The organism is Mesorhizobium denitrificans (assembly GCF_003403035.1).
Taxonomy (GTDB): Bacteria; Pseudomonadota; Alphaproteobacteria; order Rhizobiales; family Rhizobiaceae; genus Mesorhizobium_G; species Mesorhizobium_G denitrificans.
Window position 1 is genome coordinate 1 of the sequence record NZ_QURN01000008.1, and the last position, 25,607, is coordinate 25,607.

24 protein-coding genes are annotated in these 25,607 nt (G+C 56.8%); 13 read left to right on the forward strand and 11 right to left on the reverse strand.

The window, feature by feature from the left end; translation table 11 throughout:
- Positions 1 to 87 precede the first annotated feature (87 nt).
- Positions 88 to 579 carry a hypothetical protein gene (locus DY251_RS11590; protein ID WP_116624076.1) on the reverse strand — a complete coding sequence of 164 codons (492 nt, stop codon included), beginning with the start codon at positions 577 to 579 and terminating at the stop codon, positions 88 to 90.
- Positions 576 to 1,742 (reverse strand): tyrosine-type recombinase/integrase, encoded by a 1,167-nt coding sequence (locus DY251_RS11595; RefSeq protein ID WP_199498827.1) that lies wholly within the window; start codon positions 1,740 to 1,742, stop codon positions 576 to 578. The genes DY251_RS11590 and DY251_RS11595 overlap by 4 nt, the downstream gene beginning before the upstream one ends.
- A 278-nt stretch (positions 1,743 to 2,020) precedes the next feature.
- Here DY251_RS11595 and DY251_RS11600 point away from each other — a divergent pair, with 278 nt between their 5' ends.
- Both DY251_RS11600 and DY251_RS11605 read left to right on the forward strand, forming a co-directional pair.
- Positions 2,021 to 3,076, forward strand: coding sequence for an SGNH/GDSL hydrolase family protein (locus DY251_RS11600; protein ID WP_116624077.1), 1,056 nt, complete (start codon positions 2,021 to 2,023; stop codon positions 3,074 to 3,076).
- The gene (locus DY251_RS11605) at positions 3,073 to 4,146 is read left to right on the forward strand and encodes an acyltransferase family protein (protein WP_116624078.1); all 1,074 of its coding nucleotides are present in this window, start codon (positions 3,073 to 3,075) and stop codon (positions 4,144 to 4,146) included. The genes DY251_RS11600 and DY251_RS11605 overlap by 4 nt, the downstream gene beginning before the upstream one ends.
- Here the strand turns inward: DY251_RS11605 and DY251_RS11610 are convergent.
- Together DY251_RS11610 and DY251_RS11615 are read right to left on the reverse strand one after the other, a co-directional pair.
- Positions 4,138 to 7,284 carry an efflux RND transporter permease subunit gene (locus tag DY251_RS11610; RefSeq protein ID WP_116624079.1) on the reverse strand — a complete coding sequence of 1,049 codons (3,147 nt, stop codon included), beginning with the start codon at positions 7,282 to 7,284 and terminating at the stop codon, positions 4,138 to 4,140. The genes DY251_RS11605 and DY251_RS11610 overlap by 9 nt on opposite strands.
- Complete coding sequence (locus tag DY251_RS11615; RefSeq protein WP_342633568.1) at positions 7,281 to 8,330, reverse strand: efflux RND transporter periplasmic adaptor subunit; 1,050 nt, start codon at positions 8,328 to 8,330, stop codon at positions 7,281 to 7,283. Before DY251_RS11615 ends, DY251_RS11610 begins: the two co-directional genes overlap by 4 nt.
- Positions 8,331 to 8,535: 205 nt before the next feature.
- On the opposite strand from DY251_RS11615, the gene DY251_RS11620 reads away from it, so the two are divergent.
- Positions 8,536 to 8,757 carry a cysteine rich repeat-containing protein gene (locus DY251_RS11620; protein ID WP_116624081.1) on the forward strand — a complete coding sequence of 74 codons (222 nt, stop codon included), beginning with the start codon at positions 8,536 to 8,538 and terminating at the stop codon, positions 8,755 to 8,757.
- Positions 8,758 to 8,769: 12 nt separating this feature from the next.
- Here DY251_RS11620 and DY251_RS11625 read toward each other — a convergent pair whose 3' ends face one another.
- Positions 8,770 to 10,236, reverse strand: a complete 1,467-nt coding sequence (locus DY251_RS11625; RefSeq protein WP_116624082.1) for a hypothetical protein — start codon at positions 10,234 to 10,236, stop codon at positions 8,770 to 8,772.
- A 467-nt stretch (positions 10,237 to 10,703) separates the two neighbouring features.
- Here DY251_RS11625 and DY251_RS11630 point away from each other — a divergent pair, with 467 nt between their 5' ends.
- Both DY251_RS11630 and DY251_RS11635 read left to right on the forward strand, forming a co-directional pair.
- Positions 10,704 to 11,966 carry an SAM-dependent methyltransferase gene (locus DY251_RS11630; RefSeq protein WP_116624083.1) on the forward strand — a complete coding sequence of 421 codons (1,263 nt, stop codon included), beginning with the start codon at positions 10,704 to 10,706 and terminating at the stop codon, positions 11,964 to 11,966.
- A gap of 103 nt (positions 11,967 to 12,069) precedes the next feature.
- A complete protein-coding gene (locus DY251_RS11635; protein WP_116624084.1) occupies positions 12,070 to 12,384 on the forward strand; it encodes a hypothetical protein in 315 nt (104 codons plus the stop codon).
- A gap of 11 nt (positions 12,385 to 12,395) precedes the next feature.
- On the opposite strand, the gene DY251_RS11640 is transcribed toward DY251_RS11635, so the two are convergent.
- From DY251_RS11640 to DY251_RS11650, 3 genes are all read right to left on the reverse strand, one after another.
- Complete coding sequence (locus DY251_RS11640; RefSeq protein ID WP_116624085.1) at positions 12,396 to 14,207, reverse strand: L,D-transpeptidase family protein; 1,812 nt, start codon at positions 14,205 to 14,207, stop codon at positions 12,396 to 12,398.
- 188 nt (positions 14,208 to 14,395) lie between these two features.
- Complete coding sequence (locus DY251_RS11645; protein WP_116624086.1) at positions 14,396 to 15,298, reverse strand: protein-methionine-sulfoxide reductase heme-binding subunit MsrQ; 903 nt, start codon at positions 15,296 to 15,298, stop codon at positions 14,396 to 14,398.
- 59 nt (positions 15,299 to 15,357) lie between these two features.
- A complete protein-coding gene (locus tag DY251_RS11650; protein WP_116624087.1) occupies positions 15,358 to 15,708 on the reverse strand; it encodes a gamma-butyrobetaine hydroxylase family protein in 351 nt (116 codons plus the stop codon).
- Between the two features lie 140 nt (positions 15,709 to 15,848).
- Between DY251_RS11650 and DY251_RS11655 the strand changes: the two genes are divergently transcribed.
- The 8 genes from DY251_RS11655 to DY251_RS11690 all read left to right on the forward strand — a co-directional run bounded on the left by DY251_RS11655 (position 15,849) and on the right by DY251_RS11690 (position 22,074).
- Entirely contained in the window at positions 15,849 to 16,310 is a 462-nt protein-coding gene (locus tag DY251_RS11655) for a pyridoxamine 5'-phosphate oxidase family protein (RefSeq protein WP_342633569.1), read from the forward strand.
- 87 nt (positions 16,311 to 16,397) lie between these two features.
- Complete coding sequence (moaA, locus tag DY251_RS11660) at positions 16,398 to 17,387, forward strand: GTP 3',8-cyclase MoaA (RefSeq protein ID WP_245415947.1); 990 nt, start codon at positions 16,398 to 16,400, stop codon at positions 17,385 to 17,387.
- 85 nt (positions 17,388 to 17,472) lie between these two features.
- Positions 17,473 to 18,393, forward strand: coding sequence for a DMT family transporter (locus DY251_RS11665; protein ID WP_116624089.1), 921 nt, complete (start codon positions 17,473 to 17,475; stop codon positions 18,391 to 18,393).
- Positions 18,393 to 18,995: a molybdenum cofactor guanylyltransferase MobA gene (gene mobA / locus DY251_RS11670; protein ID WP_116624090.1), complete on the forward strand. Its 603-nt coding sequence runs from the start codon at positions 18,393 to 18,395 to the stop codon at positions 18,993 to 18,995. The genes DY251_RS11665 and mobA overlap by 1 nt, the downstream gene beginning before the upstream one ends.
- Positions 18,996 to 18,997: 2 nt before the next feature.
- Positions 18,998 to 19,513, forward strand: a complete 516-nt coding sequence (gene mobB / locus DY251_RS11675) for a molybdopterin-guanine dinucleotide biosynthesis protein B (RefSeq protein ID WP_116624091.1) — start codon at positions 18,998 to 19,000, stop codon at positions 19,511 to 19,513.
- Positions 19,514 to 19,690: 177 nt separating this feature from the next.
- Positions 19,691 to 20,476, forward strand: a complete 786-nt coding sequence (locus DY251_RS11680; protein ID WP_116624092.1) for an ABC transporter substrate-binding protein — start codon at positions 19,691 to 19,693, stop codon at positions 20,474 to 20,476.
- 123 nt (positions 20,477 to 20,599) lie between these two features.
- Positions 20,600 to 21,247 carry an ABC transporter permease gene (locus tag DY251_RS11685; protein ID WP_116624093.1) on the forward strand — a complete coding sequence of 216 codons (648 nt, stop codon included), beginning with the start codon at positions 20,600 to 20,602 and terminating at the stop codon, positions 21,245 to 21,247.
- Positions 21,244 to 22,074 (forward strand): ABC transporter permease, encoded by an 831-nt coding sequence (locus tag DY251_RS11690; RefSeq protein WP_116624094.1) that lies wholly within the window; start codon positions 21,244 to 21,246, stop codon positions 22,072 to 22,074. Before DY251_RS11685 ends, DY251_RS11690 begins: the two co-directional genes overlap by 4 nt.
- 6 nt (positions 22,075 to 22,080) lie before the next feature.
- Here DY251_RS11690 and DY251_RS11695 read toward each other — a convergent pair whose 3' ends face one another.
- The 3 genes from DY251_RS11695 to secG all read right to left on the reverse strand — a co-directional run bounded on the left by DY251_RS11695 (position 22,081) and on the right by secG (position 25,570).
- Positions 22,081 to 23,709, reverse strand: a complete 1,629-nt coding sequence (locus DY251_RS11695; protein WP_116624095.1) for a CTP synthase — start codon at positions 23,707 to 23,709, stop codon at positions 22,081 to 22,083.
- A gap of 135 nt (positions 23,710 to 23,844) precedes the next feature.
- Positions 23,845 to 24,876 carry a L,D-transpeptidase gene (locus DY251_RS11700; RefSeq protein WP_116624096.1) on the reverse strand — a complete coding sequence of 344 codons (1,032 nt, stop codon included), beginning with the start codon at positions 24,874 to 24,876 and terminating at the stop codon, positions 23,845 to 23,847.
- A gap of 217 nt (positions 24,877 to 25,093) precedes the next feature.
- Entirely contained in the window at positions 25,094 to 25,570 is a 477-nt protein-coding gene (gene secG, locus DY251_RS11705) for a preprotein translocase subunit SecG (RefSeq protein WP_116624097.1), read from the reverse strand.
- Between the last annotated feature and the right edge of the window lie 37 nt (positions 25,571 to 25,607).

Genomic DNA, 25,607 nt, shown 5'->3' on the forward strand with positions numbered 1-25,607 from the left:
CCGCCGCTCACCGCTTTGGGGAAAGGTTCACATGGCTCAATTCTCAGTGGAAATTAGACGCCTACCCGGCTCACTTCTGGGTGGAAATCAACACTTGTATCTGTTGTATGCTTTCTTGACGTTATCGGGGCCCATGCGTCGCTGGCCGTTGCTTCGCGCCCATTCAGAAACGTACTCAAACGCTTCTAGCTCATTCATGTTCATTGAGCGTATCGCATACGCGACTTCTAGCGCGATACGTTTATGGCGGACGTGGAGTGCGGGATCACCGCCACCGCGGGGTTTGCCGGCAACTTTCAAGCCAAGCCTGAATATGTCCGCAGTCTCTTTCACTGCCGGGTCATCGAGCCATCGCAGATCCGCGTCGGGGTGTCCGCGAATTAACATCACGGCCAGCGCCGTGATCACCTCCTGTCCAAGCACATGACCACGCAATAACCAATCTGATAGGGGCCGCGTGTCGCCCTTGATGAGCCAATCCATGATGACTAGATCGCGTGCGTTGCCCATTGATCGATTGTGTTCTCGTGCGACGGCTAACGCTTCTCCGTCCCATTCATGTTCTGGCAGCTCGCTCATAGCGCTAAATCCGCCAATGCGTCTGCCGCTGCACTACCCACCAAATGGCCGTAGTGCTTTTCGATCATCGCGACGCTGGTCCCTGAGATTTGAGCTACCGTCAGCACCGGCAAGCCTCCGTTGACCAGATCAGTCAGGACGCAGTGGCGCAGGGTATAAGCGGACACGCCAGAAGGCAGCTTTGCCTTTTTAACCGCTTCCTTGACCGGCAGTTTCCACGCATCCTTATTCCACGCGCTGCCCGTAGCACGCTGGAATATGGGCGCAGCAGGCAGTTTTCCCTTGGTCTGTTGCGTCAGGAATTCGGCTATGTTCGCCGGTATAGCGATCTGGCGCGGTTTGCCGTTCTTATCCTTGCCGATCGTCAATGTGCTTGTCCGCTTGTCGAAGTCAGCGGCTTTCAACGCTGCCAGTGTGCCAGGGCGCAACGGCAATAGACACATGGATCGCAGGAATGGCCCCGCCTCATCATCAACTGATTCCAGCAGGCGCTTTCGCTCCGCACGGTCGAGGTAGATGTCACGCCGTTTGTCGGCACCTTTCAGGGGCTTTAGCGCTTCTTGCCATGCTGCATCCGTATTGGGCGGACCAGGAACGAGAATGCGGCCTAGTGCGGCGCGCAGCGGAACCATGTCACGGTTTACGGTCGATCTCGCACGCGATTTGGTACGTGTCTCGCCGCCCTTGTTGCGCGTGATCAATGCGGGAGCATTCTCCAAGCGCTTTCGCCACGCAGCAAGATGGTGGCGGCGCAGCTTATCTACACGGACATTGGCGATCGGATCATCAAAGACGTGACGCCGGAAAACACCCTCCGCGATCAATCCCGGCTTTTCCTTCAGATATGATCGGCAGGCGTCAGCGACCGTCTCGACCTTCTCGGCTCTGATACCACCGCTCTCTACCTGTTCGGCCCAAGCCTCAGCATCCTTCCTGGCCTGCGTAAACACCTCGTTGCCGGTCAGAGCGCCATAATCGCCCAACGGCTTGCGAAGGTACTTTCCCGCCTCCCCATAGGCCCGTGCAAACCACGTCCCCTTCCCGCCCTTCCGAGATGGCCGGAAGCCGAGATAGCAGCCTGCCCGCAACCGTTGCCAATGAGGTTCGTCCCCCACCTTTGGCCGCAATCTATCCCGATCGCCTATTCTGCTCAGGTCTGCCATCTGCCTTTCCATGAAACGCATGAAATTTCCATGAAATACAGCCTTGAACAGCTTTGGACAAGAGTGTATTGTTTTCAGATGGTTAGTTATCCACCCTTGTCCAATATTATCCGGTTTCTCGCCCTTCACACGGGTGGGGTCGCAGGTTCAATCCCTGCATCGCCCACCATTCCGCGCCAGCATTTTTCAACAATAGTTCGCAAATGCGAAAAGACTTTCGCAATTGCGAAATGCTGCTAGGCTAACGCATTATCGGATATATCAGGGGCGGTTCTGCCATGAAGAAACCGATTGCGTTTTTTGCCGCGCTACTGGCAGCACTTGTTGCCGCTGCACCATCAGCGCACGCTGAGAACTCATATCTGCAAAATATCAGGCTCGTCGGGCGCTTTCTCGTGGACGGCTCCCGCGCCGCGTTCGAATGGCCGGGCAGCGCCATAGAGATAAACTTCGATGGAAGTTCGCTCGATCTATCGCTGACCGATACGGGTAACAACAGCATGATGGTCGAGGTGGACGGGACCGTTTCCCGCATCAATCTCGAAAAAGGCCGGCATGATTATCATATCGTCGGCACCGAGAAGAGCGGGCCACATTCGGTTCGGCTGATACGGCGTACAGAAGCTTTTTTGGGCGCAACTGTCCTCGAAGACGTTCGTGTGAACGGCACGATCCTGCCACCAGCGCAGAAGCCGCATAGCCTGCTGGTTATCGGTGATTCAATCTCGACCGGATATGGGGTCGAGGGCAAAGACACCAAATGCGGTTTCAGCGGCGACACTGAAAATCAGTATCTGACTTACGCGGCAGTTGCGGCTCGGCGTTTCGATGCTGACGTCATATCTCTGGCATTTTCCGGCAAAGGCCTGGTGCAGAACTACGATGGCAAAACAAATGCGACCATGGCGGACATTTATGGCCGCCTTCTTCCGTCGCGTACCAGCGACGCGCCACTGCCGAAATCCGATGTGATTATCGTGCATCTTGGCAGCAACGACTATGCCAATGGCGCGCGTCCGGTAGGCTTTGTGCAGCGCTATCTGGAGTTGCTTGCTGCGCTGCGCGAAAACGCTCCCGATGCACAGATCTATGCTGCAATTGGTCCCATGCTCGCCGGAGACGATCTGGACGTTGCGCTGAAATCAATCAATGAAGTGGTCGATAAGCGCCATGCGGAAGGTGATGCGAAGATCGCAACCATTCAGTTTACGGATCCGGTCGGAACCCCCTCACGTGGGTGCGACTGGCATCCAAACGAAGCGGGACAAGCGTTTATGGCTGAGCAGCTAACCGCGCAAATCCAGCGCGATCTCGGCTGGGCACAGGTGGAATGAGCGCGTCTTCTATCGCTTCCGTGGCGCCTGTCGACCGCACAAAAAGTCAGGCGCGCTCGAAGCTTGTAGGGCTTCAGATCCTACGCTTTGTGGCAGCGTTTGCGGTCGTGCTTTTCCACATTGGCAGCGCCTATCAGATCAAATGGGGCTACGAGAGCAATGTGTTTGCTATCGGCGCGGCCGGCGTAGACATATTCTTCGTCATCAGCGGCTTCATTATTGCCTATACGACCGACGCGGCGCGTGGAGCCTGGCATTTCTGCAAACGCCGTATAGTCCGCATCGTGCCGCTCTATTGGATTTTGACGCTGGGTATTGCGGCGATTGCCTTTATCAGGCCGGAGCTGTTGAATTCGACATTGGTGAACGGCGAAACGCTGTTCAAATCGCTATTTTTCATTCCGTTCGAAAAGGCGAACGGCGCCATTCAACCCATCCTGTTTTTAGGTTGGACGCTGAATTATGAGATGTTCTTTTATACGGTCTATGCGGCGTGCACCGCAGTGGGTTTGCGCACACCCTTTGCTCCTGCCCTATTGATTATTCTGCTCGTGGCGCTCGGCAGAATTGTGCGGGTCGATCACATTGCATGGCAGTTCTACACAAACCCCATAATGCTCGAATTCGTGTTCGGTATCACGCTCTATGCGATCCATTCGCGCTGGCCGGAGGTGTTTCGTCGACATTGGCTGTTCATTGCGGCGCTCGGCCTTCTGATCGCAGCACGACAACTCCTGCCCGGCTTACCCTGGATTTTTGCAAACGGCGTACCAGCGGCGACGCTAGTGGCGTTTGCGCTGACCTGGGCACCTAAGCACACGCCCTTGATAGCGATGCTCGTTCTATTCGGAGACTCATCTTATTCGCTTTATCTCTCCCACCCCTACATCATCGAGGCTCTTGCGAAGGTTTTGCCGGCGGATGCAGGCTTGTTGGTACAGATCGTTGCGGGTGCTATTTCCAGTTGTATCGCGATTGTTGCATCGGTCGCGCTATACAAGCTCATCGAGCAGCCGTCACAGAAGCTGTTTTTAGCGCGCACGCCGCAACTGGTGCGAAGCTCAGGCTGATTGAGCGGGTTTTGCACGTGTGTTTCCGCGCGCTGCCCACCATTCCTCAATGCGCTGGAATACAACGAAGAATGTCGGCACGAACAGCACCGCCAAACAGGTGGACGCAATCATGCCGGAGAACACCGTGATGCCGATCGATTTGCGTGCGCTGGCCCCTGCTCCGGTAGCGAACACGAGCGGCGCAACGCCAAGCGTAAATGCAAACGAAGTCATGATGATTGGGCGGAAGCGCGTGCGCGCTGCATCCACGGCAGATTGCAGAATCTCAGTTCCCGAATGGCGCAGTTCGCGCGCGACCTCGACGATCAGAATCGCGTTCTTTGCCGACAGCGCGACAAGCAGGATCAGACCGATCTGAACATACAAATTGTTGTCTACGCCGAGCCCCTTGAGCACGATGACCGGCCCAACGAGAGAAAGCGGCGTTGCAGCGATAACCGATAGCGGCGCAATCCAGCTTTCATACTGCCCCGCAAGAACGAGGTAGACCAGAAGCAATGCAAGCGCAAAAACAAGGTAAATCTGGTTACTTACGAGCTTTTCCTGAAACGAAAGTGCGGTCCAGTCATAACCCATGCCGGACGGGAGCGTTTGGTTTGCCACCTGCTCCAGCAGCTTGAGCGAGTCGCCCGAGGAGAAGCCCTTGGCCGGTATGCCAACCACCGACGATGACGGGTAGAGATTATACAGGCTGATAAGCGACGCGCCGACACTTGGCTTGATCGTCAGCAGCGTGCCGAGGGGTATCATGTCGCCATCGGCGTTTCGCACAGTCAGGCGCGAGATGTCGTCAGGCAACAGACGAAACTGCGCGTCACCTTGAACATAAATCTGGAACACCCGGCCAAACTTATTGAACTGGCTGACATAGGTCGAGCCCAGATAGCCGGCGACGGTCTGAAAAACCTGATCTGTCGTGAGCTTCAGATTCTGCACCTTTTCGCGATCGATCTCGACCTGGTATTGCGGGACATTTGCGCTGAACGATGATGAAACGCGCGATATGCCCGACTGAGTCTCCGCTGAATGCACAACCGCATTGGTAGCGCTTTGCAGCTTGGGCAAATCGAAACTTCCGTCACGCAGCTCGATCTGCATGGTGAAACCGGCGGCGTTGCCAATGCCCTGAATGGCCGGCGGAGGCAGAACGAGCGCCACGCCATCATCGAGTTGGCTCAACTTGGAGCTAAGCGTTGCGTAGAGCGACGCAAGGTCTTCGCCCTTGCCGCGTTCGCTCCATGTTTTCAGAATTATGTAGGCAACGCCCGCATTCGCCAGAGAAGCGTTGTTGTCGAGCGCGGAAATGCCGGAAATCGTAACGACCTGATCGACGCCGGGCGTTTCTTTGGCAATCTTGGTGAGTTCGTTGAGTGTGGCGCGCGTACGCCCAAGCGCTGCGCCATCCGGCAGTTTGACCGCCGCCAGCAGATAGCCCTGATCCTCAATCGGTATGAAGCCGGTCGCCACGCGCGAAATACCGTAACCAGCAGCGCCGATGATCATCAAGGCGGCGAGGGCGAGCACCGTGCTGTGATGGACCATCGCGCCGATCAGACGGGTGTAGCCGTTTTCGGCGCGCTGATAGATGGCGTTGAAGCCGCGATAAAAGGCGTTGCGCTGTTCCGGCGGCACAGGCCGACGCAGCCATGTCGCGCATTGTGTGGGCTTCAATGTCGCCGCGTTTACGGCGCTGATGAAAGCCGTAGCTGCAATGACCAGCGCGAATTGCGCATACATCTGACCCGTTAGACCCGGCAGGAAAGCCGCAGGAAGAAACACGGCCATCAGCACAAGCGTGATGCCGATGATCGGGCCAAAAAGAACGTCCATCGCGCTAATGGCAGCGTCATGCCCGGACATTCCGCTTTCGATATTATGCGCGGCACGCTCAACCACGATGATCGCGTCATCCACCACAATGCCGATGGCCAACACGATGGCGAACAGCGTGGACAAGTTCACCGAAAAGCCGAGCGCCCACATTGCAGCGAAGGCACCAATGATGGTGACGGGAACGGTTGTGGCGGGCACCAACATCGCGCGCCAGTCTTGCAGGAAAACAAGAATGACGATCAGCACGAGAATGGCGGCTTCAAAGAGCGTCTTGTACACCTCGTCAATCGCCTGCCCGACAAATTCGGTTGTATCGAACGGAATTGTGTAGTCGACACCCTGCGGGAATGCGCGCTTCAGCTCAGTCATCTTGTCGTTGACGAGCTTGGCGACATCCAACGCGTTTGCGCCGGGCGTCTGGAAGATCGCCATACCGGCTGCTTGCTTGCTGTCCAGATCGAAAAACTGGCCGTAGGTTTGCGCGCCAAGTTCAACGCGGCCAATGTCGCGCACACGCGTCATGTCGCCCGTTGCGCCCGTCTTGACGATGACATCTCCGAATTGGTCCGGCTCATCAAGACGGCTCGACACCTCAATAGTGTATTGAAACGACTGGCCGTCCGGCGTGGGCGGCGCACCCACCTGCCCCGCCGTCACCTGCTCGCTCTGCTGTTGGAGCGCTTGCACGACATCCTGAACGGTCAGGTTTCGCGCGCGCATCTTTTCGGGATCAAGCCAGATTCGCATTGAGTACTGACCTGCGCCGAACACGCTGACACCGCCAACGCCGGGCAAACGAGAGATTTCATCGCGAAGGCTGATGGTCGCATAGTTGGACAGATACAGGCTGTCGCGCGAACCGTCCGGCGATGTGAGCGTCACGATCTCAAGAATCGAGGTAGACTTTTTCTGGACATTGACGCCCTGCACCTGAACCGGTTGTGGTAGCGCCGCCAGTGCCGCTGAAACGCGGTTCTGCACAAGCACTTGTGCCTCGTCCAGATCGGTCCCAATCGCGAAGGTAACAGTCAGATTGTAGCTGCCATCAGAGGCGGCGAAAGACTGCATGTAGAGCATGCCGTCAACGCCGTTCACCTGCTGCTCAATCGGCAACGCAACCGTGTCGATGACAGTGCGGGCGCTCGCGCCCGGATACCGCGTTGTTACCGAAACCGTGGGAGGCACGACGTTCGGGTATTGCGCGACCGGCAAGTTATAAAGCGAGACAATGCCGATAACGACGATGAGAATCGCCAGCACATTGGCGAGAACAGGCCGCTCGACAAAAAAGCGCGCAATCATTGTGCGCTTCCGTCTGCTGCGACCGCCTCAAGTGTTTTCAGTTCAGGCTCGATCTTCTGGCCGGGAACAGCCTTCATCAATCCGTCGGTCAGAACCTTGTCTTCGGGCGACACGCCCGCAGTCACAACCCGCAACTGCCCGACAAGCTGACCGATCTCAACCGGGCGCTGCTCCACCACATTGTCCTTGTTCGCGATCAGAACATATCGCCCTCCCTGATCCGTGCCGATTGCGCGGTCGGGCACAAGGAGTGTGTCGGGCCGATCGCCAAGCGGCACCCTGACGCGTACGAAATATCCGGGCAGCAATCCCCTGTCAGCGTTGGGGAAAACGGCTCGCACAGCAAGCGTCCCAGTCGAGGATGTGACTTCGGGCGCCACGTAATCCAGCATGCCCTTGTGCGGAAAACCCGTTTCCGTTTGCAGGCCAATCTCTACCGGCACTTTTCGCAATTCCTGCTCAGTGATGCCGCGCTTGGCCATGCCCGCGCGAATTCCCAGAACGTCCTGCTCGCTGACCATGAAATCGACATGGATAGGGTCGAGCTGCACAATTGTAGCTAGCGTTGTGGGGCTGCCTGCGCCCACATATTGCCCTTGAGAAACCTGCCGGGCGGTGACGATGCCATCAAACGGCGCCTTCACCTCGGTGTAGCTGAGATTAAGCTCAGCCTGCTTTACATCGACTTGGGACTGCTGAACCTTTGCCGCATCTGCATCGGCCGCCGCGGACGCCTGATCCGCACTCGATGGCGCCACCACCTTTTGCTGAAGCAGTTCCTGCTGGCGTTTCAGCTCGGCCGCGGACACTTTGCTGGCGGCCTGCGCGGAAGCAAGCCCGGCCTGCGACTGCTGGAGCGCAAGTTGATACGGCTCAGGTTCAATCAGAAACGCGCGCGCGCCGGCTTTCAGCGTGTCGCCGTCCTTGTAGTCGATCTCCTGAATAAAGCCCGGAACGCGCGCCAAAAGGGTTGCAGTGTTAACGGCCGAGGTGTTGCCGGTCGCTTCAAGGAAAGGCGTGACCGACTGTTTGAGGGGCAACGCCACCTCTACCTTCGGCGGCGGGGGCGGAACATAGGTATTTTCCTCACTGCACGCTGTAAGCCCCGCCGACGCCAATAGCATCACGGTCGGGAGCGCAAATCGCCCGCACAACGTCATTCTCGGACCCCTCCAGAGACAAGTGACTGTAGGTCAGATCGTGATAATGTGAAAGCGTCAGTTCCTAACGTTCGTGCCAGGGAGCACAATCATGCGAATTGCGCATATAATCGCTTTTAGTGGAGCGCTTATCGCCACCAGTTCTGCCCATGCACAAACCGCGGCAGAGCAAGCCGCATGCAAGGCAGACTATGAAAAATTCTGCGCAAGTGTGATGCCGGGCGGCGGGCGCATCGTGAAATGCCTGAACGAGCATCTCGCCGAGCTTTCGCCTCAATGTCAGCAGGTGGTTAAGGCAAACACCCCGAAATAGTGCGCCATCAGATCAACGGCGCACCACGTACCTCGATACCAGCGCCGCGAGCACCATGTAGGCGATGGCGGCCAGCAGTGCCAACGCAATGGGCGCAGCGAACAGCGCGATCGTACGCGGGGTTATGGTTGGCTGTGCTGGTATAGCCGGTGCAGACAGGTCAGCGTAAAACGTCGAGGACGCCGTGCGCAGGCGATCAACCGATGCCGTGTATAGGCTACGGTAGTCCTCGGTCAATTTCCGTAAGGCAGCAGCAATGTCTGCTGGGTTCTCGGAGCTCGCCTGCGGCGCGCCGGGACTCGAGATCATTATCAATTCGCGTTCAAGCCGACCAATATTGGCATTTATCTGGTCTCTTTTGTTCATGATGTCCGGAACCATCGGGGTCAAAGACGCGCGCTGTGCCAGAGCCAGCAATTGGGAGAGCATGGTTCCGTCGCTCTGCACGACACTTTCCATCGATGGCTGCAGCGCAGCCTTGCCGATCGGATTGCTGAGCACGTCCTGCAAGGTGCGATTCATTGTCTCGGCTTCGCGCTTGCTTGCGGCCAGACGCGACTCCAAATCCTTGCGATATGCGACCACCGAAGGATTGTCCGTAGCAAACACAGGAGCCGCAAAAGGTGCGAAGTGAACGGTGCGGAACTGCCTTAGATTTGCTTCCAGATCATTCGCGGTCAGCCCATTAGCATTGGTAACGGTTGCCAGACGATTGTCGTTTGCCATCATATCGAGGCCGCGCAGCATCGATACGATTTTCATTTGAGCCGCTGTCACGCTTGGCGGATTGGAGAGATCGCCGTCGTCCTGCTCTGCCATCAGGTTCGGCAAATCAGTATTCAACAGAGTGCGGTAACGGTCGGTGTAAACATCACGCCAAGCTTGAGGTAGCGCTTTGGCAATCGCAACGGCAACGCTGCCCGAAACACCAAGCGCTGCGGGGCTGACATCAATGCGGAGGCCGCCCATGTTTGCCGAGAGAAGATCGCGTTCCAGATCGCTGTTCAAGGAATCAATATCGGCCTGCGTGATGCCACGCACAGCAAGGCGTTCCTTGTAGCGCCTCATAATTCCTTCGGTCCACGGCGCTTCGAAGCTTACTCCGATTCCACCATTCAAGGGCACGTCGTTGCCTAAGCCAAGTTGCTCTCTAACGCGCTGAAGCACTTGAGGATCGAGCAAGTCTCGGGGCAAAAACACGCTCCCGTTGGGATATGTGACCACAATTTTCAGACGGTCATTGGGGTCGCCGACATTGCCTTGACGCGTTATTTCCATACCCGTCAAAGAAATATAGTGCGTGACCGGCGCGGGGGCTCGCGGAAACGAGCTGGCGGCAGCCCAAAGCCCAATCAAGATGCCGATTGCAAGCGCTATCAGGACTATGCCCCGCTTGCGCCAAACCGTCCGGAAGACTTCGGCAATTGTTGTTTCGTCGGGTCGTGCTTCGACTACAGCTTGCACAGGCTCTTTCGCCATTTAGTTCTGCCAATTCGTTGCGCCGGCGCTTTTCGCCGATATGGGATACCGGGCCACGCCTAAACCGGATAGGAAAGCGGTGTCAACGCACGATGATATATTGGCTTCAAATTCCGACGGCCGTTAAAAGTCCGCGTAGCATTCGGATCGCCGCATCTGTTGCCTGCCCACCATTGCTGACAGAATCCCAAACAACAAAACCGGCTATCGCCAGAACGATAATGACGTAACGCATTGTATCGTTGCTATCTCCCGCCCAAAATCGAATTTCCCCAAGCGGCTCAAGTTACCATGTTCCTATGCGCATGTCTCGCAACCCCTTGCAGATCTTCCAAATGCCGTGGAAAATCATCTTCGGAGAGCAGGCTATTGGCGTGGGTTTCGCGATTTTGAAACCGATATAACGAACAAGCCTGTTTTGATGGTTGGCGCGCCAAGTTCAGGAGAGGGACCGCGGCGCATTGCGGATGGGGGAAGGATTGAGCGCACGAACGCAATCCGAGGTTGCTCAAGCTATTAAGCTGGACAAGACCAGTTTTGAAGAAATTGCGCGGGGCCTGCCGTCTACGGCGCGCTTCGTATTGCAGAGCGCGATGCATCTGCCTTATGGCACGCTGCGCGTTACGCTGCCGGATCGCCGCACTGTGCAGATCGACGGGAAGCAGCCGGGGCCTGCAGCAGAAGTCGTGCTCAACAATTGGCGATTGCCGCAGCGCGCATTCGCAAGTGGCACGATCGGCGTTGCGGAATCCTATCTGGACGGAGATTGGCACAGCCCCGATGTGACGAGCTTTCTTGAACTGTTTGTCGTCAATACCGAACAGGGCGACCAGATGGCCGGCGGCGCGAACTGGTTCCTGAATACCTTCCAGCGTATCCGGCATTGGCTGAACGACAATACTCGCACGGGGTCGCGCAAGAATATCTCGGCGCACTATGATCTCGGCAACCGCTTCTACAGTCAGTGGCTCGACCCGAGCATGACTTACTCGTCGGCTCTTTATCAAACGGGGGCCAACGATCTGGAAGGTGCGCAGGCCGCGAAATATCGAGCGCTGGCAAATGATATCGGCATTCGCAAAGGCGCGCATGTGCTCGAAATTGGATGCGGTTGGGGTGGATTTGCAGAGTTTGCTGCGCGCGAATTCGGCTGCAAGGTTACCGGCCTGACCATCAGCCAGGAGCAATATGACTACGCCAAACAGCGCATCGACAAGGCTGGGCTTTCGGATCAGGTGGAAATCAAGTTTCAGGACTATCGCGATGAACAGGGGCAGTACGACCACATCGCGTCGATAGAGATGTTTGAGGCCGTGGGTGAAAAGCATTGGCCGATCTTTTTCGGCAAAATGCGTGCTTGCTTAAAAAAGGGAGGAACGGCGGGACTGCAGATCATTACGATCAACGAAGCCGCCTACCCTAACTATCGGCGCAAGCCTGACTTCATACAGCGTTACATTTTTCCGGGCGGAATGCTCCCTACGCCGGCAATTCTCAGAGCGCTGGGCAACGAACATGGTTTCGCTTACCTCAAGGAACGGGTTTTCCCACAGGACTACGCCCGCACGCTTGCGGAATGGCGCGAGAGATTCTGGGTATCTTGGGAAAAAATCCTGCCAATGGGTTTCGACGAACGCTTCAAGAAGCTATGGGAGTTTTACCTACACTACTGCGAGGCTGGATTCCGTGCGGAATACATCGATGTACGGCAGATCATTTATAAGGCTTAGCCGAGGCGCCGAAGCGACCGTACGCATCATATTGCCTTGTGTACTCTTGCTGCCGCTATTCGCGGCGGGCGGGTGCACTCGTACTTCTGATGGCTCGATTGTTATGGCTCAATCCACCATGCCTTCCCATCAGCCGTGGTGGAGTCGCTCCAAGCCCGAGCCCTTGCCGGCGCCGGACGCGTATCCGCCGCAGCCCGCGGCAACGGCTACTCCAGCGGCAGCGCAGCCGGTTCGCACGCCAGTCCGTCGTGTGAGTTCACCACCGCGCCCGACGTCCCAGGCAGGCAAGGCAGTGCAACGCTATTCGGGCATGCGCGTGGGCGTGCGCCCACCCTTCACGCCTTCCGAAAGCGGCAAACCGCTCAACTGCGCGAACAAGACGCAGCCGGGCGGGCGCGTGAAGGTAGTTTGCGAATAACTTCTTCGGGCTTAGCCGTCGGTTTGCGCTACGGTTGGTGCAGGATTGCGCACAACCTCGGTACGATCTAGCGCTGCTTGCAGCTTTTCATCACGCCCGTAGACGTCCGCGAAATACTCGACGGTTCCGCTCTCGGTCGGCCAAGCCGTAAAATACGACACGTAGACGGGTACCTTCGGCGTCTTCTCCATCGAATGCCCCTGCGCGAGCTTCATCGCGACGTGGTCGCGGTCTGTGCCAAGCACGGCAGCGGCCATGCCGCGCGGATCTTGTAAGCGAATGCAGCCGTGGCTCAGTGCGCGCATGTCGCGGTCAAAGAACTGCTTTTGCGGCGTGTCATGCATGTAGATTGCGTGCTTGTTCGGGAAGAGTATTTTCAACTCGCCCAGTGCATTTGCCTCGCTCGGCGCTTGCCGAACTGCAAACGGAACCTTGGAGCCATACGCACCCCAATCCACCGCAGTGGATGGCACGCGCTTGCCCTTGGAATCGAACACTTCATAACCCGAACGATCCAGATAGCCGGGGTCGCTACGCAGACGCGGAAGCATCTCATTCACGATGATCGACTGCGGCACGCCCCAATATGGGTTGTAGTCCACCTGTTCGATCTCATCGTAGAAAAAGCTGGTCTGGTTGGTCGTTTTGCCCACAACCGCACGCATGGTTAGCGCTGGTGTTTCGCCCTGGATATAGCTCGCCGTGAAGGCAGGCTGATTGATCCAGACGCGAGGACTGCCGAGCTGCGAGGGAAGCCAGCGCAGCTGTTCAAGCGCAACCAGAACCTTTTCCAGCCGGTCAGCCTTTGAAGTGCCCGCGATGGCCTTGACCGTGCGCGGACCGATAACCCCATCTGGCTTCAAGCCGACTTTCTTCTGCTCTGCCTTGAATGCCGCAACCAGATCGTCCGAATAGGTTTCGCTGTCGCGCAGCCGGTAAAGCGTCTCGCCATATTCACCGCCCGTATCGTCATCAAGGCGGCTTGCAACAAGACGGATCAGCTTCGGCAACTCCGTACTGGATTGCCCCGGCTTCAAGAGAAGGTCGGAATCGACCACGATTTCGTTCTCAGCGCTTTCGCGCAATACCGCCAGTTCATCGCGCAGCGCTTTGTATTGCGGATTTTGCGGATGCTCTGCCTCCAACATCGCACGCACATCATCGGCGTGGGAGAACTGCGTCAGCAATCCCCTGAGATCCACGTCCTTCAAAGGAAAATCATAGTAGCCTGAGATGCGGTTAGGATCGACGCGCCCGCCATGTGCATCACGCGCATAGCGAAGCACGCGAGCGCTCATCTCCATTTCATACGCCAGCAAATCCTGCGGCGCAGAACTGGCGGGCAGATCAACTTTATAATCAGCCGCATTCAGGCCATAGCTATCGGCCTCCGCCAAAACCGCCGCCGCGTCCTTTGCGTGCTGGTTAGGCTGGCCATCGCTTATCCAAATAAATTCGGGCTGCGCGGCGTAGTACTCGGAGATGGCCGCGGCGATCTGCTTTTCAGCGCGTATATCAACGGCAGAAAGCAGACGAATATTGTCGCGGAACGGATTAGCTGAACCGTCTGTCGCCGGCGCAATTGCAAGCACCAGCGCAAAATCGACCCGCACCAACGGGTCAGCTCGATAGGTGTAGTAAGATGGTGCGGAAATGGTAGCGGCAGCCGCCGCTTTGAAGCGCTTTGGAGTTACCGGCGCAGGCGGAAACTGCTGATCCTGGATCACCCGACGCTTCGGCGGACCGAACAGCGCTTCAAGCAAGCCTTGCGCCTCTGCTGCGCTCGAAACGAACATCGCAGTGCCGCCAAGAGACAGCGCCATCAGTGATTTGAAGAAACGACTCACAGAGAGTACCCCACTTTTCTCGCCGAACCCCTGCCCTGTCGGCCACAGTGAAGCAACCGCTTTACGGTTAAGATTACGTATCCATACGGCAGTTGACCACAGCTCTCCCGATTTTGTGATCTTTCGTGGCAATTCGATGGTCGCACTCTTGCTGGCGCGCATTCTTAGGCTGCGGCGCGCACTGCTCTGCTTCGTTGCGAGCCTACTTTGCCACCCTGCTGCCATTGTCTAAGCGCGGCTATAACTGCCACGCCCAAGCCAACAAAAAGCACCCACCAAGCCGGTCGGATTGAATAGCCAAAGGTCAAATTGGCAGCGAGAACCTTGGCGGGCGGAATGTTGGTCGCGAGCGCATACCATCCATACTCTGCGGCTGCCGTTGTCAGCGAGGACAAAACCGCCAATACACAAAGCACCCATATCGAACTGGTGTTTACGCCTCTTGTGTGCGCGATGCGCCACAGCATCAAGTAGATGAAGAACCCTGCCATCAAAGTCGGCTCATAAACATCCGCCTTGGTCTGCATAAAGAAATGCAGCGCTGCGAGAATGGCGATCAAGTACGCCAGCCTATGCAGGCGGTTCCAGCTTTTGCCCATGCGCCGGATCATTGCGTCTGTCGATGTGATGCCCAGCGCGCAAAGCCCAAGCAATGCGATAAATCCAATTGTCAGATAATATCGAAGCACGATTTCCGCGGCGACCTTGGAAATATTGAGCTTCTGGTCAAAAGCGTAAAGGATCAGATGGGCGATTGCATAAAATAACGCTGCAAGACCCAATTGCCGCCGAACGGAGATAAGCTTCGGAAAGTTGACGATACGGCGCAGTGGCGTGATTGCGAGCGAAATAAACAGAAAACGTATCGCCCAATCGCCCGTGAAGTGAATCGCTTCTGTTATGGGTCTTGGACCAAGCGGTCCGGCTGGCGCACTCGCCAGCGTGCCGGAAACGGCACGCCAGATCAGCAACGCGGCAGGCGCGAGTATTCCGATAAGGGATATTGCCTTCAGCGGTGAAAAGCGCCCGCTTTTGTCATTCCAAGGAAGTTTGCCTGCCGCGATCATGCTTTAACCGTCCGTCGCTCAATACTGACTATACGGCACTCGCAGCACAAACGTTACAGCTATCCCCTGCTCAAACGCTTTTCAGCAAGCTCGTCGAGATAGCTTTGCCAGAGCGCATCCTTGTCATGACCCAACCGATGCAGATAATCCCATGTGAAAATGCCGGTGTCGTGGCGATCGTCGAAAGCAATCCTGACAGCGTAGTTGCCGACAGGCTCGACGCGCGAAATTGTGACGTTACGCTTTCCCGGCACGGTCACACGCTGTTCTGGCGAATGGCCCTGCACCTCCGCCGAGGGAGACAGAACGCGCAGCATTTCTGCAGGCAACTCGAAAGGCGCGTGCGCCGGAAAAGTGACCGTCAAAAATTTCCGGTCCTTCGATACGCGTATCTCCTTGGGTGCGGCCATTCTTCTCGCTCTCGCTTTGCAGTTCTGCGTTTGTTGCAACGCGCATGGCGCGCGGGCAAGCATATTCGACATGCTCGTATCAGCGGCGAAGCGTCACCTGCGACACAGGGTACATTTATGGCATATTGCGGAAGAAATAAGTGAGGAGTTTGCCGTTGCACGTCCAGACCATGAGCGAGGTGGATTGCCTCCGGTTTATCGAAGAGCACAGGCTTGCGCGGCTTAGCTGCGCGCTTGATGGACATCCCTATGCGGTGCCGATCCACTATGCGTTTCGCAACCATTTCTTCTATTCCTTCTCCATGATGGGAAGAAAGATCGAGACTATGCGCCAGAATCCGCGCGTGTCGTTGCTGATCGATGAATTTGGCAAGGATCGCGGCTGGACGAGCGTGGTGGCAGAAGGCATCTACGAAGAGTTGCCTGACCGCATCGGCTCGAAAATCGAGCGCGACCATGCATGGTCACTGCTCTCGCAGCATGCAAGCTGGTGGGAACCCGGCGCGCTCAAGCCTGAGAAAGGCGTTCCCGCTGGTGATACGGATCATATTTTCTACCGTATTTCGATTGACAAGATATCTGGCCGCAGAGCGAGCGCATAAGTTGTCGCTGTTGCGCTGCACCAACCAAAGCACGAGCCTGCCCAACTTGAACTCACGGCAAAGAAGCCCGACATTACGCTCATGAGCATGATTGACCCATTCGGCCGGGATATAAGCTACCTACGGGTTTCGGTTACCGACCGTTGCGACTTCCGCTGCACTTATTGCATGGCGGAAGACATGGCGTTTTTGCCCAAGAAGGACCTGCTTTCACTGGAAGAGTTGGAGCGCGTTTGCAACGTGTTCATCAGCAAGGGCGTGCGCAAATTGCGCCTTACCGGCGGTGAGCCGTTGGTGCGCAAGAACATCATGCATCTCGTGCGCCAGTTGTCGCAGCATCTGCAAAGCGGCCAGCTTGAAGAACTGACTCTGACGACGAACGGCTCGCAACTCGTGCGCTTTGCTGACGAGCTTGCCGAATGCGGCGTGCGCAGGATCAACGTTTCGCTGGATACGCTCGACCCTGAGAAGTTTCGTACCGTTACGCGCTGGGGCGACCTGTCCCGTGTTATCGCCGGCATCGATGCGGCACAGGCAGCAGGCATTCACGTAAAGATCAACGCAGTCGCGCTGCGCAATTTCAATGACGCGGAAATTCCGAGCCTGATGCGCTGGGCGCATGGTCGCGGCATGGATATGACCGTTATCGAAACAATGCCGATGGGCGAGATCGAAGCGGACAGAACGGATCAATATTTACCGCTTTCGCTGTTGCGTGCGCAGTTGGAGCGCCATTTCACGCTAAGCGACATACCCTACAAGACAGGCGGCCCTGCCCGCTATGTGCATGTGGCCGAAACCAATGGCCGCCTGGGCTTTATCACGCCCATGACCCATAATTTCTGCGAAAGCTGCAACCGCGTGCGCCTCACCTGCACCGGCACCCTGTATATGTGCCTTGGGCAAGAGGATGCTGCAGATCTTCGCGCACCGTTGCGCGCGTCCGAAAGCGACGAACTTCTTTCGGCAGCGATTGACGAAGCGATTGGACGCAAGCCCAAGGGGCATGATTTTGTGATTGATCGCCGTTCAAAGCGCCCGGCATTGGCACGCCATATGAGCGTTACGGGCGGCTGAGTCCCGATCTGGACCAGACGAATCCATTTGCGTAAGGGACTACAGGTGCTAGATCGCCCAAATAGAAGTTTCGGGCGGAGCAGCCGTGGCACTAACGCACAATCAGCGCGGCGCGCTCTTTATGGTGATTTCGCAAATCGCCTTCATCATCAATGACACATTGACGAAGATTGTCGCTGCACACCTCGGTGTTGGGCAAATCATGGCTGTGCGCGGGCTTTTTGCATCGACAATCATCGTGTTGCTGGTTTGGCGTCTTGGCCACATGCGACCAATGTCGCTGACGCTGAAGCCTGTAATCCTGCTGCGCATGCTCGGTGAAATGGGCGCGACAGTCGCGTACCTTATCGCTCTGTCTCATCTTCCTATCGCCAACGTCTCGGCCTTGTTTCAGTCTTTGCCGCTCGTTGTAACCATGAGCGCGGCTCTGTTTTTCGGCGAAAAGGTAGGCCCGCGCAGATGGCTTGCAATCACCGCTGGTTTTATCGGCATCTTGCTGATCGTACGGCCCGGCCTTGAAGGCTTCAGCACATATTCGATCTACGTCATCATCTGTGTATTTTGCTGTGCATTGCGTGACCTCGCTACGCGGCGCGTGCCTGACCACGTTCCGTCCATGTTCATTTCCATGCTGACCGCGGTTGCGGTCACAATTTGCGGCGTGCTCATTATTCCATTTTCGGGCGGGTGGGCGCCGATGGCTACGCCGGATCTTGCCGCCCTTCTGGGCGCGGCAATCATTCTCCTGACAGGCTATCAATTTGTCATCCAGGCCATGCGCGTGGGCGACATCTCGTTCGTCGCACCATTTCGCTACACAAATCTGCTCTGGGCGATAGGCATAGGTATTCTGGTCTTTGGTGATTTGCCCGATCTGCCGATGATTATTGGCTCGGCAATCGTGGTGGCGTCTGGCATTTACTCGCTCTATCGCGAACGTGTTGTAGGGCGTGGACGCCCGATAGCGGAAAGCACGGCGTCCGCGATTGCAGCGGACGGCGTGTGATGCTCGACACCAGCGCAATCGCTGGCATTGTGCTTGCGGGTGGGCGCTCCAGCCGGATGGATGGTGAGAACAAAGCTCTGCTGCAGCTTGCTGGCGAGACGTTGTTGACGCGCGCGATTCAGCGCCTGCGTCTTCAGGTCAAAGCGCTTGCCATCAACAGCAATGTCCCCATTCCAGGCAATGGGTATCCCGTTATTGCGGACACCGTGACAGGCTATGCGGGGCCGTTGGCCGGTATCCTCACAGGTATGGTTTGGGCAAGGGATCAGGGACTTTCCCATATTGTGACTGTGGCTTGCGACACGCCGTTTTTCTCTACTGATCTGGTTGATCGGCTGGGGTCGGCGCCTGGAGGATCGGGCAGGATCGCGCTTGCCGCGAGCGCCGGACGCCTGCATCCGGTATTTGGCCTATGGCCGGTGCATCTCGCCGAAGATCTATCGAACTATCTGGAAAGCAATGCGCGCCACTCCGTGCTGACCTTTGCGGAACGACACGGTTTCGAGACGGTCGCGTTCGACTTCGGCGCCGTTGACCCATTCTTCAACATCAATACGCGACAAGACCTTGCCGAAGCCGAGCGCTTGGCGCAAAAAGCTTAGCCATGAAGCATCGCGTATTCGGAATCACGGGCTGGAAAAATTCGGGCAAAACCACGCTAGTCGAGCGTTTGGTCACCGAGCTTACGCGGCGCGGGTGGAAAGTTTCGACCGTAAAGCATGCGCACCACGCCTTTGACATCGACAAGGAAGGCACAGATTCCTTTCGGCACAGAGAGGCGGGGGCATCGGAAGTCGCCATCGTTTCTGGAAATCGATGGGCGTTGATGCACGAACTGCGCGACGAATCCGAGCCCGATCTGGGTGCAATTCTTGAGCGCCTGGCGCCCTGCGACCTCGTGATGGTAGAGGGCTACAAGCGCGAAAATCACAACAAGATCGAAGTGCGGCGCATGGACGCCAAGCAGCGCACCCCACTCGCGCCGAACGATCCAACTATTGTGGCGATTGCTGCCGATCACGACGTGACTGAGTCGAATCTGCCCGCATTTTCGTTAGATGAGACTGCTGCTATCGCAGACTTTATTGAGCGCACCGCTGGGTTGAAGCGAAATAGCTGACGCAACGTAAGCCTAATATGTTCTGTATCGACGATAGCGTCTTTCTGACATCCCGCTCATTTGCAGTTGCAATTTTTCAAAAAAGAGTGGGAGTATCGGGTTTAGCCGGCAGCGTTAAGCCCGCTTCCGGGGTGTCTCGAACAAGGGATGCCAAAGGGTCCAACAGAGAGGAATACTATGCGCATAGCACTAAAACTCGCGCTTGCGGCGACGGCAGCCATGCTGGCCATCGGCGCAGCACAGGCGCAGGATCGCACCATAAAAATCGGCACCGAAGGCGCCTACCCACCCTTCAATAATCTGACCTCGGCCGGCAAGCTTGAGGGCTTTGACATCGACATCGGCAACGCACTTTGCGAGCAGATGAAGGTGAAGTGCGAATGGGTCACACAGGATTGGGATGGCATCATTCCCGCGTTGCAGGCCGGCAAGTTCGATGCGATAATCGCATCCATGTCGATCACTGACGAGCGCAAGAAGCAGGTCGATTTCTCTGCAAAATACTACAACACGCCGCCATCAATCGCCGCTCCGAAGGACAGTGACATCAAGGGCGTGACCAAAGAAGATCTGGCCGGCAAGAGTATCGGCGTTCAGGGCGGCACGACGCACTTCAATTACGCCGAAAAGACCTACACCGACAGCGAGATCAAGCCATATCCGACCGCGCAGGAAATGCACGCCGACCTCGCAAACGGCCGTCTTGACGCGATCAATGATGACGTGATCGTCACCCAGCAGTTTCTGGATACGCCGGAAGGTCAGGCTTGCTGCAAGCTGATCGGCACCATCGCGCCAGTCGTGGAAATTCATGGTCCGGGCGCTGGTATCGCCGTGCGCAAGGGCGACAAGCTCGCTGATGAATTCACGGCGGCGATCAAGGCAATTCGCGAGAACGGCAAGTACAAGGAAATTAACGATAAGTACTTCAAATTCGACGCCTATGGTGCTGAAGGCTCATAATTATTTGAACTGTAACGGCGACCTCCGGGTCGCCGTTTCCACATTGGGCTGAATGCTGCGACGAGGGGAACAGTCGTGCTAGAGCTTTTAAGCTGGGGGCCAAACGGGTGGCTTGACGAGATCATGAGCGGTGTGTTCGTGACCGTTTCGCTTGCGCTGGCCACGCTACCTGTTGGTCTGGCGCTTGGGTTTCTCATTGCGCTCGCAAAACAATCGTCCGAACCGAACTTGCGCATAGCGGGCAATGTCTACACCACGATCTTTCGCGGTCTGCCGGAACTGCTGACGCTGTTCCTGATCTATTTCGGTGTTGCGCTGCCGCTATTCACCTATCTTTTCCCGGATGGCGGCGACCAGTTCACGAGCTTCGTTGCAGGCATGGTCGCACTGGCATTCGTGTTCTCATCCTATGCGAGCGAAGTTTTTCTCTCGGCGTTTCGCGCCATTCCTCGCGGCCAGTATGAAGGGGGTTACGCCGTTGGCCTTTCCCACGGGCGCACCATGCGCCTCATCGTTCTGCCGCAACTCATTCGCATCGCCCTGCCCGGCCTCACCAATCTGTGGCTTATCCTGCTGAAGGATACCTCGCTCGTTTCCGCCATCGGGCTAGCCGACATATTGCGCGAGACCAGCATCGCGGCGCGCGTGAGCAAGTCGCCATTCCTGTTTTTCGGCTTTGCCTGCCTGATCTATCTCGTGCTTGCGGTCATTTCTTCGGTTGGCATCGGCGGCATTGAACGATGGACCAATCGTCGGGAGGCGACCCGATGAGCCTCGCCAGCCACGTCACCGACGCCATGGAACGCCCGCCTGCAGCGCCACGTCCGTGGACCGGCGCGCGGATAGCTGGCGCGATTTTTCTCGCGGTTTGGGTACTTATCGGCCTGACGTTGATTATCTATCTCGTGAACCGGTGGAATCCGGAACTGTTCAGCAATTACGCCCCGAAATACATGCAGGGGCTTTGGGTCACGGTTCAGCTTGTCGTGATTTCCATGATTATCGGTTCGCTGCTTTCTATTCCGATAGCTTACGGACGCATGTCGAGGAACCCGATCGCGTCTTCTTTGGCCTATGCCTATGTCTATTTCTTCCGCGGAACGCCCCTGCTCGCGCAGACATTCCTGATTTACTACGGCCTCGGTTCCTTTAGGCCAGAGCTTGAAGCGTTGGGCCTTTGGACCTTCCTTCGCGAGGCGTGGTATTGCGGCATTCTCGCATTCTCGCTGAACACCGCGGCCTATCAGGCCGAAATATTGCGCGGAGCGATCCAGAGCATACCAAAGGGCCAATGGGAGGGTGCGGCGGCGCTCGGCCTGCCGACATGGCTCACCATGCGCAAGATTATCGCGCCACAAGCGCTCATCGTTGCGCTGCGCCCATACGGCAACGAACTGATCCTGATGATCAAAGGTTCGGCCATCGTTTCGATCATCACGGTATACGATCTGATGGGCGAAACGCGCCGTGCCTTTTCACGTAGCTTCGACTTTCAGACATATATCTGGGCGGCGATCATCTATCTGACAATCGTGGAGTTGCTGCGTCACATCATTGATTGGATCGAACGCAAGATCACCAAGCATCTGATCCGCTAAGGCGGATCAGACCAGACGGCTCTGCTCGACCGCAGCGCCAATGAAGCTCGCGAAAAGAGGGTGCGGCTCGAACGGTCTGCTCTTCAGTTCCGGGTGATATTGCACGCCAATGAACCAAGGATGGTCAGCGTATTCCACCGTTTCAGGAAGCACACCGTCGGGTGACATGCCCGCAAAAACCAGACCGCAATCTTCCAGCCGCTTCTTGTAGTCGATATTGACCTCATAGCGGTGGCGATGACGCTCGGAAATATCGGTGTCACCATAGATTTCGGCAATCTTCGAATCAGGGCTCAAACGCGCGTCATATGCGCCGAGACGCATCGTACCGCCAAGGTCGCCAGTCGCGCGGCGCTTTTCGAGCATGTTGCCCTTGAGCCATTCCGTCATCAAACCGACGACCGGCTCCTGCGTTGCGCCAAACTCGGTGGACGACGCCTCGGAAATACCCGCGAGCGAGCGAGCGGCTTCGATACACGCCATTTGCATGCCAAAGCAGATTCCAAAGTAAGGCACCTTGCGTTCCCGCGCGAACTTCGCGGCGAGAATCTTGCCTTCCGAGCCGCGCTCGCCAAAGCCACCCGGCACGAGAATGCCGTGTACCTTTTCAAGGAACGGCGCAGGATCTTCCTTCTCGAAAATCTCGCTCTCAATCCAGTCAAGCTTTACGCGGACGCGGTTTGCCATGCCGCCATGCGACAGGGCTTCGATCAGCGACTTATAAGCGTCCTTGAGGCCGGTATATTTGCCGACCACTGCAATCGTGACCTCGCCTTCGGGATTGTGGATGCGCTCGGCGATTTCGGCCCAGCGCTCCATGCGTGGCTTCGGTGCGGGATCGATCCCAAACGCTGCCAGCACCTCGGAATCCAGCCCCTCAGCGTGGTAGGCGGTTGGCACATCATAGATATGGCTGACGTCCAGCGCCTGAATCACCGCGCTCTCGCGCACATTGCAGAACAGCGAAAGCTTGCGGCGCTCTTCTTTGGGAATTTGCCTGTCGGCGCGCACCAGCAGAATGTCCGGCGCAATGCCAATGGACCGCAATTCCTTGACCGAGTGCTGCGTCGGCTTTGTTTTCAACTCGCCCGCAGCCGGTATATAGGGCATCAGCGTCAGGTGGATGTATACGCACTGCCCGCGTGGCAGATCGTTTCCGACCTGGCGAATCGCTTCGAGGAACGGCATTGCTTCAATGTCGCCAACGGTGCCACCGATTTCGCAAAGAACGAAATCATACTCCTCATTGCCATCCAGGATGAAATTCTTGATCTCATCCGTGACGTGCGGAATGACCTGCACGGTCGCGCCCAGATAGTCGCCACGACGCTCGCGGTCGATAATGTTCTTGTAGATGCGCCCAGTGGTTATGTTGTCGCTTTGGTTAGCCGAGCGCCCCGTAAACCGCTCATAGTGGCCAAGGTCCAGATCGGTTTCCGCACCGTCGTCCGTAACGAACACTTCGCCATGCTGATAAGGCGACATCGTGCCGGGATCGACGTTGAGATAGGGATCAAGCTTCCTGATGCGCACGCGGTAACCCCGCGCCTGCAAAAGTGCACCTAGTGCTGCAGCAGCAATGCCCTTGCCAAGTGAGGAAACCACGCCGCCGGTGATGAATACATATCGCGCCATGGGAGTCGGTGCTTATCGCGACGGTTTTGATTCCGCCAGTGGAAAATGATGATCGCCACCGTTTTTCAGAGGCGACAGTGAACACAAAAAAAGCGCCAGCCCCGAAAGGCTGGCGTTCAACTGGAAAATCGACGCTTACAGAACGACGACGTTCGTGCCGACCTTAACGCGGCGATACAGATCGATCACGTGGTCGTTGATCATGCGGAAACAGCCATTCGAGGCGTTTGTGCCAATGCTCTGCGGCGCAATTGTGCCGTGGATGCGTAGGTGCGTGTCCTTATTGCCGTCATACAGATAGATCGCGCGCGCACCGAGCGGGTTTTCGCCGCCGCCGGGCATGCCTTCCTTGTACTGGCCGTATTTCTTCGGATCGCGTTCCTGCATCTCCTTGGTCGGGATCCAGCGCGGCCACTCCTGCTTGTCGCCAACGCGCACATCACCCTTGTACTGGAGGCCTTCCTTGCCAACTGCGATGCCATAGCGACGCGCGGAGCCCATTCCCTCTACAAGGTAGAGGAAATGATTGGCGGTATCGATGACGATCGTGCCACGCGGGTAGCCGGAGAATGCGACTACTTGCGGCTCGTATTCCGGCTTCGGACGGAACTTCTTGGTCTGCTCCTTAACACGCAGCGCGTTATCCAAAGCGCGCGTCTGCGGCAGATACTGGTCTTCCTCGCCGAACAGCGAAGCCATGAAGCCACCCTTGGCCACATTTGCTTCGCTGCGAAGCTCACCATTGTTGCCATTTGCGAGCACTTCCGAAGTTTCAGGCGTCATCGCGACAGGCTGAATGGGTGTTATGGGATTGAGCGGCGGAAGCTTGGTCTTGCCCTGCGTATCAATCTTCTTGAGAAGGCTTGGCTTTGTCTTGGCATCGTCCTGCTTCGCCTTGGGTTGGCCAAAAAGGCTGGCAAACAGTCCCTTGGGCTTCGGGGCTTCAGCGACTTCCTTGGCGGGCTTGGTCTTGCCCTTTTTTGTGTCCGCTTTCGCGGTCTTCTTTGTCTTGGAAGGTGTCTTTTTCACCACCTTTTTCTTGACCACAGGGTCCGGCGTGATTGCCGCCGTAGTTTCCTGTTTAACTGTTTGAGCGAATAAGGTCGCTGGTGCGCCAAGCATAAGGGCCACGCCGAGGCCCATTGCGAGAAGGCTGCGAGAAAGCATTTTTGCCGATCCTGAAAAATTTCCCAAGCGCATCACGGCAGACCGCTTCTGCCGTAACCGCCACCGCGTGATCTATACGGTTCATGGTGACTCGGCTCAAGCCGCAGTCACATTGTCAGACGCTCACAACATCTTGAAAGCGCTCGTTTGTTGCGAAGTGTGTTTTCTTCACAACAGAGCCAACCATCATGGTTTCACGATGGTTAAGAGAACAACATCAATTGTTCGGTACAGCTGGCGCGGCTGGCTGTGCGGGAGCAGCCGGCTGTGATGCCTCTGGCGCAGCCGGCTGAGTAGCGTCCGGCGCAGCAGGCGCTTCTGCCGGCGCAGTTCCTTGCGCGGGCTGCGACTCACCCGTAGCCGGTGCAGTCGTGGAAGATCCGCCGAGCTGATCGAGAACGCCGCGATTCGCCGGAGTGCCCTGCTCCGTCTGGGTTGCCGGCAAGCGATTCAGGATATCTGTCGGGCTCTCGGAATAATAGCGCGCGAGAATAGAGAGTAGCAGCGACGAGAGGAAGAAGGCCGCCGCCAGAATAGCCGTTGTGCGCGTCAACGCGTTGGCTGCGCCGCGCGCCGTCATGAAGCCGGAACCACCACCGATGCCTAGGCCGCCACCCTCGGAGCGCTGCAACAGCACAACCCCAACGAGTGCGAGAACGATCATCAGATGGATGACGATAACAACGGTTTCCATAGATACTGCCTGACGGTTTTAGCTGCCGGTGCGAGCT